The organism is Fibrisoma montanum, from assembly GCF_003583365.1.
GTDB classification, from domain to species: domain Bacteria; phylum Bacteroidota; class Bacteroidia; order Cytophagales; family Spirosomataceae; genus Fibrisoma; species Fibrisoma montanum.
This window is the reverse complement of record NZ_QXED01000002.1, coordinates 827939-841917: the sequence shown is the minus strand read 5'-3', so window position 1 is coordinate 841917 and position 13979 is coordinate 827939. Positions and strand designations below refer to the sequence as shown.

The window sequence follows — 13979 nt, the reverse complement described above, 5'->3', positions numbered from 1 at the left end:
GACCCTGTTCAGTGCCGGCACCTTGTATTGATTTCTGACTCCTTACTTCGCGTTAATCGCCTGTCCGGCTTTCACGACCCGCATCACGCCGTTCATCAGCCGCCAATGGCCGGGGAAGGTGCAGACGAACGGATAGTCGCCTACCTGCTCGGGGGCTTTAAACGTCAGCCGGTACGTCTGATCGGGATTGACCAGGGGCGATGCGGCTACTACCTGCGGAATCGACGGTACGTAGCTTTTCTCGGCTCCGTCTTTGGCCGTGATCAGCTTGTCGGCAGCTGCTCCAATTGTCTCCAGCGATTTGGGTTTGCCAATCACGATGTTATGCTGCATCGCATCCGGGTTTTCAAACACCACCACGACCGTTTTGCCCGCCGTTACCGTAAACTCTTTCTTATCGAACTTCATGGCTTCGCGAATTGACTTGATCCGGATTATTTCGGCATTCGGATCAATATCGTCGTCGGCCGAGCGTAGGCCCCAGGCCTGCATCAGTCGGCCCAGGCGGTTGCGCCCATCTTCGGGCAGCGAGTTGTTCAGGCTGACCAGGAACGTTTTGGACTCGTCGGAAACCGTGCCTTTGCGACGCGGGTTCCAGCCTTCTGACAGGCCTTTGATGAGCGCCTGTCCGTCGTCCGGGTTCAGTTTCTGCGCCTGACGAAGCATGGCGACCACCGAATCGGCGGAGGAAGCTGCTGCATAGCTGCGGGCGGCCCGCTCCAGGGCAAACGTAGCCAATTTCTGCGGCTGGCGGTACACCAGTTTCTGCCGCATGGTGTTGTTGGCTTCGTTGCCCTCGGCAATCTGATTGTCCTTATCGACTGTAACGGTAACGGCAAAATCACCCGCCTGCTCGGCCTGGAACGTAATGTCGCCCGTCCACGGTCCGTTCGTGTTTTTGGTGATGGTCACCGTTTCGCCCGGCGCAATGCCCGCGTTGTGAACCAGACTCACCATGTCAATCTTGCGGCCCGGCCCTTCGATCCGGATGCTCAGGGGCGTAACTGTGCCTTTCGGCAACGCACCTCCGCCCTGGTTCGTAACGTCGATGGCAATGCGGGACGTTTCCCGGACAAACGGCGACTTTGGATCGGCCGTAATCTTCGTAACGACCAGGTCCGGCTGGTTGCCTTCGGTCTTCTTAGTCACCATCGGCGCGTTCGACGTACTGGCCACCATGTCGGTTGGTGCCGACGCGGTAGTTGCAGCCCCGTGGTTCATCGACGAGTGGTCATGCATGGCAGGTTTCGTGACGGCTCCGGTCGATACCTGTTTCATGTAGGCCTGCATCAGCTTGCCGCCGTGGCTGGTCATCACACACGCAAAGGCATCGGGAAGCCAGCGGTCGTCGGTTTCGGTAGCCTGGTTGAGCCGGGTCAGGATCGCCGTTTCCGCGTTGGCCGACAGCGGCATTTCCGACATAGCCAGCAGGGTATTCAGAACCACCAGCGGCTCCTTGTCATTGAGGGCGTTGGCCTGCAGCAGCATGGCAGCACCGGCTTCCGTGCGCGGCAGTACCTGCACCATGGTTTTACGAACGCCCGGGCACGGGTGCTTGAGCGTCGACGCGACCAGGCCAGCATCCAGGGCCGTCATATCGGCGTCCAGACCTTTCAGCGTCCACAGCGCGTGGATTGCCGCCGGGTTGATGCCAATCTCATCGACCGACTGGTCTTTAACCAGTTCGATCAGTTGCGGAACAACATCTTTCTGACCGCGTTCAACCAGCATCCGCTGGGCGTGCATCCGCCAGAACATATTCTTGTTTTTCAGGGCAGCGACCAGCTCCTGCGGGCGATCCTTGCTCAGCGTCATGGGCGTGTAGGCCGGTGCGTTTTTGTAACCTACGCGGTAGATCCGGCCGTGGGTAAAGTCGCGCAGATTGGTTTCGTAGGCATTACCCGACCCATTCTGGAACCCTTTCGGCGTGGGGTTGTGCTGGATGATGAAGCTGTACCAGTCAACCACCCAGACCGCGCCATCGGGGCCCACTTCGGCAAATACCGGCGCAAACCACTCGTCGGCTCCGGCCATGAGGTTGAACCCATCGACATCTTCGAAGTCCGTACCGTGCTTTTCCATGATGTTCTGGTGCACGATATGACCGGTTGGCTCGCTCACGAACGCAATTTTGTTCCAGTATTTTTTCGGGAACGACCGGGCCGTGTAGAAGTTATGACCCGCAGCGGCCGTAAAGCCGCCAAATACGTCGACCTGCCGGACCTTCTCCGTGATCGGTTTCATGTCCTTGTGGGTATCCGTACCACGGCTACCGTTGGGTGCTCCTTTAAAGTACCGGTTCGGGATGGCCATGTACCAGCCGTGCGAGTTGTTGGCCGTTGAGCCGAACACATCGCCGGTTTCGTTGAAAGCCAGTCCCCAGGTATTGTTCGACGTATTAGTTACGTATTCCAGTTTCGAACCATCCGGTTTGAAGCGGAAGAAACCCTGCCCGAACCGCAGGCTGTCGGCATCGCCAACCTTCCCGTTGAAGCCCGAATACCCGACACTGCCCCAGATCCAGTTGTCGAAGCCGTAGTGCAGGTTGCTCGGTCCGGCATGCGTATCGAACGTACCGAAGCCCGTAAACAGAATCTTTTTCTCGTCGGCCTTGTCGTCGCCGTTCGTATCTTTCAGGAACAGCATGTGCGGAGCCTGCGATACGATCAGCCCGCCGTTGGCGAAGACCATCCCGGTCGGGATGCTCAGGCCCTCGGCGAAGTTGGTAAACTTGTCGGCCTTGCCGTCTTTGTCGGTATCCTCGCAGATAACGATGTAGTCAGAGCCACCGCCCGGCTTACGCTCGTTCGGGTAGTCTTTGGTGATCAGCACAAACAAGCGGCCACGTTCGTCCCAGGACATGGCGATGGGGTGCATCACGTTCGGCTCCTGCGCAAACAGATTGAGTGTGAAATCAACCGGCACCTGAATGTGCTTCATCGACTCCTCCGGCGACAGCGGTTTCTGCTGCAACTGGGCTCCCGGCCGCTTTTCGTAGTTGGGCAGTTGGGCTTCCTGGTAGGCAAAGGGCTGAGGCTTGAGGTCGTCGTGCAGCTTCTTCACCTGATCGCCAACCGCCCAGAGAATGCCTTTCTCCAGCAACTGCTGAAAGCCCGGCTGGCTCCAGGTACGCTCATCGTGACCATAGGCGGTGTAGAACACGCGGCCTTTGCCGTATGTCCGGGTCCAGGTGTATGGTTCTTCCTTTACGTTGGGCTTGTCCTTGGCCTGATCAGCTTTGATCTCGCGTACGGCCAGTACGTTGTTGTCGGCCTGCAAATGGCTGTGCAGATACGTTTCGTCGAAGGCTTTGAACGACTGTACCCCCATCACGGCCGGATGATCGGGTTGGGTGAAGCGGGTCTGGATGGTATCCATCCGGTGCCGCCAGAACTGCCCGCCAACCACTTTGTCGACGTACTCGGCGGAGTTGCGGAAGCAGAACGACGCACAGTGCACCGGAATCAGTCCGTGGCCGGCCGAAACGTAGTCGAGCAGCGCCTTTTCCTGCGGCTTCGGAATGCTGTCCCAGTTGGCGAAGATCAGCAGCCCATCGTACTTATTCAGGTTGTCGGGGTTGAGGTCTTCGAGCCGGTCCGTATACGTAATGTTGATGCCTTTGCTGCCCAGCGCAGCCATCAGCTGCGGCACCCGTTCGGCGGGCTTATGGTGGCCGTTATCGCCCAGAAACAGAATTTCTGTCCGGCGCGGTCGCTCGTTGCTAGCCTGACTTGCCGTCGGGGTCTTCGACCCGACCGACGTGTTGCTGCCCGACTGGCGGGCGCACTGGGTCAGCAGACCGCCTGCGGCAAGGAGCGAAAGAAGAATTAGTTTTTTCATTGTCAACACAGAGAAAACAGAGGTATCACGGAGCCAAGCTGCAACCTGCATCTCCGTCACCCCTGTGTTTAGACATTATACGTTCACAAAATCCGGGATATTCATCAGCTTGCCGCCGTTCATGGCCGACTCGTGCGCCAGAATACCTACGCTCGTCCAGTTGGCCGACTGAGCCGCGTTCGGGAACGGCTCGCGGTCTTCCACGATAGCCATCACAAACTCATGTACCAGGTGCGGGTGTGAGCCGCCGTGGCCGCTGCCCTGTACAAACGACAGGTGCTGTTGCTCGTCCATGTCGTAAACGCCCTTGGTCGTAAACTGCCGGATTTCTTCGGGCAGCAGGTGGGCGTAGTCAGGTACCGTTACGCGCTCCGGGATCTCATGCTCGGCTTTTTTGGCCGTGTGAACGACCGCTTCTTCGCCTTCGATCAGCGGCCATTCGAACGACTTCTGTGAGCCATACACCTCGAAGCTCTCCCGATACTGACGGGCTACGTCGAACAGCGACCGGTACACATACGCCGACAGGTCGCTGTCCTTGAATTTGATATGCGCCGACTCAATAGCAAACGGCGAGTTGTGAATTTTGGCCAGCTCCTCCCGGATGGTCCCTGAACCAAAGCACGAAACGTAGTCAGCTTCGAGCTTCAGCAGCCCGGCCACCGGACCAACGCAGTGCGTAGCGTAGTGCATCGGCGGCAGACCCGGCCAGTAATCCGGCCAGCCGTCCATATCCTGCTGGTGACTCGCTTTCAGAAACTGCACTTTGCCGAGTTCGCCTTTCTCATACAGTTCCTTAACGAACAGAAACTCGCGGCTGTACACCACGGTCTCCATCATCATGTACTTCTTACCCGACTCTTTACACGCCTTTACAATTTCCATGCACTCGTCGACGGTCGTAGCCATCGGTACAGTGCAGGCCACGTGCTTGCCGGCCCGCAGCGCTTTGATGCTTTGTTCGGCATGGTTCGGAATTGGTGAATTGATATGTACGGCATCAACGGCCTCGTCCAGAAGCAGTTCGTCGTAATTACTGTAGCGCTTTTCAATGCCGAACGCGTCGCCGACCTTGTTCAGGTTCTCGACGTTACGCTGACAGATCGCGTACATAGTCGTGTGCGGGTGACGCTGATAGATCGGAATAAATTCTGCGCCGAAACCAAGACCAACAATAGCAATGTTAACTTTCTGCATTTGACTGGTTAAATGGAGTGCACCAGCACTCGTTGGGTTTATAGATTGACTTGAACGGACGTAGCAACGCCTACGCCTAATTTTTTCTGAATGAATGCCAGCCCGTCGGTGACCAGTTGCTCCGGTGATTCGAACATAGGCCGGACAATGTGTGCGGCTGCGGCCAGGTCGGTCGGCGTCTGGCCGAACGCTTCAATGGAAATGGTGCCGTCGTAGTCAATGTCCCGCAGTGCCTCAAACACACTACTGAAGTCCACATTGCCCTGACCGGGGGTTGAGCGATCGTTCTCAGAGATCTGAACATGCACCAGATACGGCGCCGACTGCCGGAGGGCTTCAGCCACGTCTTTCTCTTCAATATTGGCGTGGAATGTATCGAACATCAACCGGCAGTTCGGGTGATCAACAGCCTCAACGTACCGGATCAGGTCGTCGGTGCAGGTCAGCAGGTACGTTTCAAAGCGGTTCAGGTATTCGATCGCGAGCGTTATACCCTGGTTGGCGGCATAATCGGCGACTTCGCGCATACCATCTACGGACCAGGTCCACTCCTGCTTCGTAGCCGGACGACCGGCGAACGTTTTGAAGCCGGAGTGATACGGCCCCGTCAGCAGCGTAGCGCCCATAGCAACGGTGCAGTCGATTACGGCCTTGAGTCGTTCAACAGCCGCCCGGCGAACGGCCGCGTCCGGGCTGATCAGGCTGTACTCCGGTCCGCAGATCGAGCACGCTACCCGCTCCAGACCGAGCTCATCCAGTTGCTCGCCAATACGTTCCCACTTGGCAATGTCCGTCGTGCTGATGGGTACTTCGACGAAATCAAATCCCGTATTTTTCAGAAACAGCAAGGTGTCAGACAGGTCCTCGTCCATGCTTGTTGTCCATAAAAACAGATTGACACCTACTTTATTCATACTTTGGCTACGTTAATTACTACAAACATAATGAGTAGGTGTACCAGTATCTCGGCTTTTCTTAGCCAATACTGACTCTATTTTACCTCGCTTAACCTAAAACTATACTTTCGTCTGTCAAAAAGCAGGAAGATTTATGAAAACGGCCCTTCGTAAAGAGTTAGAGCCCGTCGCGGCCTCGTTCACCGTGAAAGAACTGGTCGAGCCGCACTTCGATCCGAACTGGCATTTTCATCCCCATTATCAGCTTTTTCTGGTTGAAGAAGGTACCGGCACGCGGTTTATCGGCGATTCGATTACGCCTTTTGGGGAAGGCGACCTCGTGATGATCGGTCCTAACCTGCCGCACCTGTGGCGGAGTGACAAGGCGTATTTCTGCAAACAATCGGGTCTGACAACCCGCGGCATTGTGGTGTATTTTACGCAGGATTTTCTGGGCACCGACTTTTTTCAGAAGCAGGAAATGACCCGCCTGCGGCAGTTGATGGATTACGCCAAACAGGGGCTCGAATGGCGCGGCAATCAGCCCGGCTCTACCCGCAGCCGGGCCGAAACGGCGTTGAAAGAGCTGGTTCGTCAGCCCGCCGGTTTCGGTCGGCTGCTAACGTTACTGACCCTGCTGAACGACCTGTCGTGCGCTACCGACCATCGATTTATTACCAGCCTTGGGTATACCAATACGGTGAAGCCATCAGAAACGGATCGGATGCAGCAGGTTCACGATTATGTGCTGAGCCACTTCCACGACGCGATCTGTCTCGATACGGTTGCTGATCTCGCCGGGATGACCCCCTCAGCTTTCTGCCGGTATTTTAAAGCCCGCGCCAACAAAACCTTTTTCGATTTTGTCTCCGAGGTCCGGATTGGTCACGCCTGTAAACTACTGATCGACGGCAGGCTGAACGTAACGCAGATCAGCTTCGACAGCGGCTTTCGTACCCTGTCAAATTTCAACCGGCAGTTCAAGGAAATCACCGGCCAGACGCCTTCGCAGTACGTCCGAACCTACCGGGCGTTATAAGGCAGACACAATCTCAGAAATAAGCAAAAGGCTAACTAAACAGCGGAGTTTATACAAATTTCATATTAGTACTGCGGTATACCCCAAACCGGTACGCCGGAACGCCCTGAAGGGGCTTGGGGTAACCTACGCAAAAGCTATTCCGAAGTAAACTAGTTAGCCTGTTGACGGTTGCAATTCATATCCATTACAACTTCTCCAGAATCCGCTCCATTGACACGTCGTGGCCGATGCGAGCTTTCAGTTCGTTGATATGAACACGCTCCTGCTGGGTCGTGTCGCGGTGGCGAATCGTTACCGTATCGTCTTCGAGTGTCTGGTAATCGACGGCGATGCAGAATGGCGTTCCAATCAGATCCTGGCGGGTGTAGCGCTTCCCAATGGCGTCACGCTCTTCGTAGACAACCCGGAATTCGCTACGGAGTGATTTAACAATCTGCTCCGCCTTGTCGGGCAAGCCGTCTTTACGCACCAGGGGGAACACGGCCGCCTTGATGGGAGCCAGCGCCGGATGCAGTTTCAGGTACGTGCGCGTTTTCTGGTCTTCGCCTTCGCCAACTACTTCTTCCGTATACGCATTGCAGAACACCGCCAGAAAGAGCCGATCCGCCCCCACTGAGGTTTCGACCACGTACGGGATGTAGTTGCCATAGGGTTTGCCCGTTGCCGGGTCAACGTCGTTATCGAAGTATTGCTGTTTCTTCCGCGACAGTTCCTGGTGACTTTTCAGGTCAAAATCCGTGCGCGAGTGAATACCCTCGATTTCTCGGAAGCCGAACGGAAACTGATACTCGATATCGACGGCTGCATTGGCGTAGTGTGCCAGTTTTTCGTGAATGTGAAACTTTAGTTTTTCCGTCGGCAACCCTACCGCCTGGTGGAACCGCATCCGGGTATCGCGCCAGCGCTCGTACCACTCCATTTCGGTGCCGGGCCGGACGAAGAACTGCATCTCCATCTGCTCGAACTCCCGCATCCGGAAGGTAAACTGCCGGGCGACGATCTCATTGCGAAACGCCTTACCGATCTGCGCGATACCGAACGGCACTTTCATCCGGCCGGTTTTCTGTACGTTCAGGAAGTTAACGAAAATACCCTGTGCTGTTTCAGGACGGAGGTAAATCAGGCTGGCGTCTTCAGCCACGGAACCCACCTGCGTCGAGAACATCAGGTTGAACTGCCGTACTTCCGTCCAGTTATCCGTACCGGAAATCGGGTCCTTAATCCCTTCGCTGATGATTAGCTCACGAACACCGTTCAGATCGCCCGCGTCGAGCAATCGACCCATCTCATGAAGCAGTTCCTGTCCTTTCTCGGGCTGGCCATTGGCCGTATACTCCTCGGCCTTGCCTTCCAGCAACTGGTCGGCCCGGTACCGTTTTTTGGAGTCGCGGTTGTCGATCATCGGGTCGTTGAACGAATCTACGTGCCCCGACGCCTTCCAGGTCAGCGGGTGCATGAAAATGGCCGCGTCTATCCCAACAACATTATCGTTGAGCTGCGTCATGGCCTTCCACCACAGCGTTTTAAGGTTATTTTTCAGCTCCACTCCGTTCTGCCCGTAATCGTATACAGCCTGCAGGCCGTCGTAGATTTCGGAAGAAGGAAATACAAAGCCGTATTCTTTGGCGTGGCCAATAATGTCCTGAAGCGAAGTGGCCGGAGCGCCGGCCGTTGGGGTATTCGTCGTCATAGTGGCGGCAAAATTACAAAGTTTGCCCATAAAAAAGCCTGCTCCACATGATAACGAGCGTTATCTGAAACTGGACCTATACCTATGACTGAAAACTTCTTTCACGCTAAAACAGTCCAGCCTATCAGCCATTCGTTGATGAACCCATACCTCCTCTTGATTACCCCTTGCTCTATTAGCTTGGCTGATGAGGCACCCACCTTCTCATTGAAGGTGACCTTGTCCCTAAAAACTGGACAGCGTGGAAGTAGAGAATTCGGGCCTTAACTGTTCGGGGCCGCCCGGCGGTCGATAACTTTAGCCGACAGTGCTTGGCAATCTACGTCGGTCAGTCATTAAAAGGCGAAGACATTGTATCTGTGATGGATCACTTAAAAGCAGTAAATTTAGCAGTGCCGAACCGGATTCAAGTGGACAATGGGAGCGAATTTATTTCAAAGGCATTAGATAAATGGTGCTATGATAATCAGGTAACACTAGATTTTTCCCGTCCTGGCAAACCGACTGATAACCCTTTTATTGAATCATTTAATGGCAGTTTCCGTGATGAATGTTTAAACGCTCACTGGTTCTTGTCTATTAAAGATGCACAGGAAAAAGTCGAGACTTGGCGGCAAGAATACAATAGCTTTCGGCCACATAGCTCACTTAGCAACTTAACTCCCAATGAGGTCGGAATGCGGATGAAAAAGAATATAGGCCCGATTCTCCAAATTTGACTGTCCAAGATTTGGGACAAGGTCAAAATAACCATCGTCCAAAATTGGGGCTCGGGTCAACTATAATAAGTGATTCTTTATAAATGCTGAACCAAAGAATGTGCGCTAGACGCAGTTTTCGGCAGGAAATCAACTACCATGAACGGCCTAGCCGACGGAGTTCCTGTTGTGCATTTATCTCGCCTAGCCGTGCGGCTAATTGGTACCATTGGATGGCCTTCGACTCACTTTGTTTTACTCCTTTGCCAGTTGCATACATGGTACCAACGTAATACTGTGCACGAGGTAATTGTTGATTTGCAGCCCGCATATACCATTTCAGTGCTTCAAAATTGTTTGCTTCTACTCCTATAGCCTGCTCATACATTATACCTAGATTGGCTTGTCCTTCAGCATTTCCCTGCTCAGCAGAAGCTTTATACCATTTTAAGGCTTTTGTATAATCTTTCTCAACACCCAATCCTTCAAGATACATATAACCTAAGTTCTTTTGTCCATCAGCATTACCTTGCTTAGCTGATGCCTGAAACCATTTGACAGCCGCGTTAATATCTTTGGTGACACCTTGCCCGTACTGATACATCAAACCTAACATGCTCTGACTATCTGTATTACCTAGTTCAGCGGCCCGTTTATACCAGTAAGTTGCTTGCTTAAAATTTTTGTTATTGTAGAAACTGTTCCCAGCCTCATAACAGGAGTCAGCCAAAGTGAGTGTTGGTTTTTTTGCTGGAAAAGTATCTCTTATTTGCTCATTAAGATTATCCGAAGTGGACGGCTTCTGTTGTTGCCACCACAGATAACCACCAATCACCATCAATGGAGCTAAGGCTATAAAGACCTTCCAAGAATGATTTGACGATCTGTTTGACCGAGTATGCGTAATTGGGACATTCTCATTAAGAGAAGATGAAATAGTGTCATCTGTCTTATTGAATGTTACAGAATTCCATTCCGCTTGCTTGATTTGTGGAGCAGCGGCTATAACCTGGGTTTCTTCTGTTTCGGATGATTGATTCTGCCAATCTTCAAAGGCTTTTTGTAAAGCTGCCTTCATTTCTTCGCAGTGCTGATAGCGAAATACTCTGTCTTTTGCAGTAGCCCGTTCGATAACCTGGTCTAGTCGACGCAAAAAGAATTCTTCTTCCGGATTAACATTAATTACCGTTTGTAGGAGCGATGGTAAAGGCTCGAAGCGAATCTGTCTCTGAACTTCAACTACAACTTCATGCGTTGTTACTCTAGGGTAAGGTGAACGGCCAACCAACAACTCCCAAAGCGTTACTCCAAGAGAATAAATATCACTCCGCCAGTCGACATCTATTGGGGTCGCAATTTGTTCGGGGCTCATATATGGTACTGAACCCATTTGTAACTTGGGATCAGTAAGGGTACTCTGAAAGCTAGCGACTCTTGATATGCCAAAATCTAAAATTTTAGGGTTACCATCTGGCTGAACAATAATATTACTTGGTTTTATATCACGGTGAACTATTCCTTGTTCGGTTCGCCCGTTCAGAGTTATAACAACATTGTGGGCATAGTCAAATGCATCAAGTAAACTTATAAAGAATTGAAAAAGTATGTCAGGTTTCCGAAATGTGTCTGGGTTTTCTCGTAACACGTCAGCCACAGTTCTTCCTTCCACAAACTCCATTACAAATGCGTCTTGTTCATGGTCAAAACCTAGGATACGAACGATGTGTTGGTTATCGAGCATTTCTAAAATCTCGGCTTCCCGAGTAAATCGGCGCCGGACTATGTCGTCATCGCGAAGATTTTCAAGCAGTTGTTTTATAGCAACTTTCCGACGGCTTCCCCAGTTTTGCTCACCTTCGAAGACAACCCCCATGCCTCCTGCTTTTATTCGTCGGGTGACTGTATAATTCAGGATTTTATCACCAGCCCGCATAAGAAAACTTTGTTTTATTGGCTAAGACGAGTAAAAGGAAGAGATGCCGGAAAACGGCCAAACACAACAGGTGTTTGCTGATTTTGAGTCATTCTCATAATCATTTGACGCATATACTTGTAGAGTTCCTGCATCGTGACGATTCGGTCCCGGTTTTCATCAGCTTCCTTGGCTGCCCCACGGACCAAAAAATAAGTAAATACGCCATGTCGTAGACGCCCTAACTCCTGAGAAAGTTGGTTAGCTCTGGATGACATGATCACAATAACATTCTTATTAACATCTGATGAGGTAGTAGAAGGTGCTTGAGTATAGGTACGACGACGAATATTACCCGATTTACAGGCATCGGCTAATAGAACTTTAGTTTGTGCTGCAGACTGACGAAACGCTTTTTTTACCTCATTATGGAATAATACTACCCCTGGTCGTGCATCATACGGCAGTAGATAGCTTTGGTCACCATGGCCTGAAAAATAAAAAATGACACGGTCTCGGCTTGTTGCTTGTTGAAACAAACTTAATGCACGAAGAATATTGGCACGAGTAGCGTTTCGTTCAGTAAGTAAAATAATATTATTTGGAGATATGCTTCCCCCCTCGCGACTCATTAATAATTCGGCGAACAATCTAGCATCGTCATCAGCAAAATGTAGGTCACCGTTTTGAGGACCAAAGTTTGCATAATCTGATATACCGACTACAACTGCGTAGGTTGTTTGAGCCAAAACGTAGCAAGATGATGTAAAAATACCGAAGATAAAGACACAAATTGGCAGTAAAGCTTTTATCATAAATGATAACATTTGTATTATTAAATAAGAATTTTATTTGTTTTGCACCAATTTCTTGACAGCCATACCCTGTTTGTCAATCCGAATAGTTTTGCCGTTTTGAACTACTTCGGCAGTACCATCAGTCTGAAATGACTCAACCTGTTCGTAAAGTAACTCAACAGATACCCTTCCTTCCATATCTAAAAAGCCCCATCGATTTCCCTTTCGAACTGCCACTCTGCCATTTTTGAAATCTGTGATCTCATCAAACCATGCACCGTCGCGATTCAGATATCCACTCTTTCCATCATGGTTTGCCGGTGCAACCCCCTTTTTAAAAACTCCGATCTTATTGTAAACTAACTCGCCAATGAGTTTACCACCCGAGTTTTGTAAACCCATCAATTTTGTCTTAGGATCACGCACCACAGAGATCTGTTTATATCTTTGTTCTATCTGAAGAGTTTGCCCACTTTGGCCGTGGTTAATGGATCCTGCTTCAATATTTTCTTGGTTTCCAACCTTCTCTGATAATCTGGTTTCATCACTAACTTCTACCACCGAAATGGCTGACTCATTTAAGTCACTCGGTTCATTTTTATTTGGAATAGCTATCGATTGAGAGGCTTCAGTAGTGGACGGTTGGGTAGTTGGTATGCCTTGTGTAATCACCTTAACTGGTTTATTAGGCTCACTAAACCTGTAGTCATTGATTTGCCAAAGAAAAAATACACCAGCTCCGACCAGCACACCTGTCAGCACTAACACGGGTACTAATTTTAATCGAGAAGTGCGATGCCACAAACGGCTTTTATTTTGTTTAGCAGGGGCGCTTTCTTTGGCGAGGATTGCTTCCTTAGAATAGTTGCTGCTGGATGAATGTGATGAAGCAGATCTGGAGACTTGTGGCTGAGGATGGGTAAAATTAGTTGCCTCCGAATGAGCAACAGAGCGGAAAATCTGTGTCTGATCCGATGAGCCTATTTCATGACCTTCTACAGACTGGCTGTTAGATTGAGGTAAGTTCGTTCGAATAGCCTCAGGAATAGGAACATTAATTAAAGTAACGCTTTCATCTGCATCGATTTCCTCATACTGTCGCTCATAGATTGGTGGCTCTACACGATAAGCTATATCCACTTCGCCAACAACTTGTTCAATCTGGATTAGGTAAGCTGTAAAATTATCCCGAGTGTTTCCTAAACTGTATTGCCTGAGCGTCTCAAGCTTTTGTGCATTCGATTGATTGACTGGATACAAAGTACTTTCCAGTAATTCATCGCTAATTCTTTCCAGAACACCGTCGGTGCAAAGGAAAAAATAGTCGCCAGGGCGTAAGTCGTTGATAATTTGAACAGATGCTTCGGTGGGCTTGTCTCCTCCCTGTAGAGCTCGGGTAATAATATTTCGTTGTGGGTGACGACGGGCTTCGCTCAATGACACTACCCCCGCTTTAAGTAATTCATTTACGTATGAATGGTCATCGGTACGCCAGATGACACGCCCATTACGAATATGATAGACCCGACTATCTCCAATATGAGCAACGGTAGCACCCGCTTCATGGAAATATACCAAGGTGAGTGTTGTTGCCATGCCCACTGCCTCTTCATGATCGATAAAATACCGGTTAAATTGGGTTTCGATAAAAGCTACCGCCTGTTGAATATAATCACTGGTGATAATAGTAGCCGGTTGCTGGCGAAGAAACGCATCAAGTGAGGTGACAGCTAGTAAACTAGCCACTTCACCCCGTTCCACACCACCTACACCATCGCAGACGATAAACCATTTCTGTCCAATCGATACGTATCGTGGATCGGGATACAAACTATCTTCGTTGTTGCTTCGACTTCCAAGTTCAGAATAACCGAGTGGTTGGGCAATACGAACCTCCATGATGATTG

8 protein-coding genes and 1 pseudogene are annotated in these 13979 nt (G+C 50.9%); 2 read left to right on the top strand and 7 right to left on the bottom strand.

Going from position 1 to position 13979, the window contains the following annotated elements:
- Positions 1-42 precede the first annotated feature (42 nt).
- The 3 genes from DYU11_RS09170 to DYU11_RS09160 all read right to left on the bottom strand — a co-directional run bounded on the left by DYU11_RS09170 (position 43) and on the right by DYU11_RS09160 (position 5951).
- A complete protein-coding gene (locus tag DYU11_RS09170; protein WP_119667339.1) occupies positions 43-3840 on the bottom strand; it encodes a PVC-type heme-binding CxxCH protein in 3798 nt (1265 codons plus the stop codon).
- Between the two features lie 75 nt (positions 3841-3915).
- Positions 3916-5037 (bottom strand): Gfo/Idh/MocA family protein, encoded by a 1122-nt coding sequence (locus DYU11_RS09165; protein WP_119667338.1) that lies wholly within the window; start codon positions 5035-5037, stop codon positions 3916-3918.
- A gap of 38 nt (positions 5038-5075) precedes the next feature.
- Entirely contained in the window at positions 5076-5951 is an 876-nt protein-coding gene (locus DYU11_RS09160) for a sugar phosphate isomerase/epimerase family protein (protein ID WP_119667337.1), read from the bottom strand.
- A 136-nt stretch (positions 5952-6087) separates the two neighbouring features.
- On the opposite strand from DYU11_RS09160, the gene DYU11_RS09155 reads away from it, so the two are divergent.
- Complete coding sequence (locus DYU11_RS09155) at positions 6088-6972, top strand: AraC family transcriptional regulator (protein ID WP_119667336.1); 885 nt, start codon at positions 6088-6090, stop codon at positions 6970-6972.
- A gap of 187 nt (positions 6973-7159) precedes the next feature.
- Here DYU11_RS09155 and DYU11_RS09150 read toward each other — a convergent pair whose 3' ends face one another.
- On the bottom strand, positions 7160-8665 hold the full coding sequence (locus tag DYU11_RS09150) for a glycine--tRNA ligase (RefSeq protein WP_119667335.1): 1506 nt from the start codon (positions 8663-8665) through the stop codon (positions 7160-7162).
- Between the two features lie 251 nt (positions 8666-8916).
- Here DYU11_RS09150 and DYU11_RS09145 point away from each other — a divergent pair.
- A pseudogene (locus DYU11_RS09145) lies at positions 8917-9384 on the top strand (integrase core domain-containing protein); the annotation flags it as partial.
- Positions 9385-9517: 133 nt separating this feature from the next.
- On the opposite strand, the gene DYU11_RS09140 reads toward DYU11_RS09145, so the two are convergent.
- Genes DYU11_RS09140 through DYU11_RS09130 form a run of 3 tightly spaced genes read right to left on the bottom strand, consistent with a single transcriptional unit; the run spans position 9518 to position 13971 of the window.
- Positions 9518-11296, bottom strand: coding sequence for a serine/threonine-protein kinase (locus DYU11_RS09140; RefSeq protein WP_119667334.1), 1779 nt, complete (start codon positions 11294-11296; stop codon positions 9518-9520).
- 14 nt (positions 11297-11310) lie between these two features.
- On the bottom strand, positions 11311-12090 hold the full coding sequence (locus tag DYU11_RS09135) for a caspase family protein (RefSeq protein WP_158600253.1): 780 nt from the start codon (positions 12088-12090) through the stop codon (positions 11311-11313).
- Between the two features lie 33 nt (positions 12091-12123).
- Entirely contained in the window at positions 12124-13971 is a 1848-nt protein-coding gene (locus DYU11_RS09130) for a WG repeat-containing protein (protein WP_119667332.1), read from the bottom strand.
- Positions 13972-13979: the final 8 nt, after the last annotated feature.

Bases quoted from the DNA above. Each gene is read 5' to 3' on its own strand.
- DYU11_RS09155 (WP_119667336.1), top strand. From the start codon at position 6,088: ATGAAAACGGCCCTTCGTAAAGAGTTAGAGCCCGTCGCGGCCTCGTTC.
- DYU11_RS09165 (WP_119667338.1), bottom strand. From the start codon at position 5,037: ATGCAGAAAGTTAACATTGCTATTGTTGGTCTTGGTTTCGGCGCAGAA.
- DYU11_RS09140 (WP_119667334.1), bottom strand. From the start codon at position 11,296: ATGCGGGCTGGTGATAAAATCCTGAATTATACAGTCACCCGACGAATA.
- DYU11_RS09135 (WP_158600253.1), bottom strand. From the start codon at position 12,090: ATGATAAAAGCTTTACTGCCAATTTGTGTCTTTATCTTCGGTATTTTT.
- DYU11_RS09130 (WP_119667332.1), bottom strand. From the start codon at position 13,971: ATGGAGGTTCGTATTGCCCAACCACTCGGTTATTCTGAACTTGGAAGT.
- DYU11_RS09170 (WP_119667339.1), bottom strand. From the start codon at position 3,840: ATGAAAAAACTAATTCTTCTTTCGCTCCTTGCCGCAGGCGGTCTGCTG.
- DYU11_RS09150 (WP_119667335.1), bottom strand. From the start codon at position 8,665: ATGACGACGAATACCCCAACGGCCGGCGCTCCGGCCACTTCGCTTCAG.
- DYU11_RS09160 (WP_119667337.1), bottom strand. From the start codon at position 5,951: ATGAATAAAGTAGGTGTCAATCTGTTTTTATGGACAACAAGCATGGAC.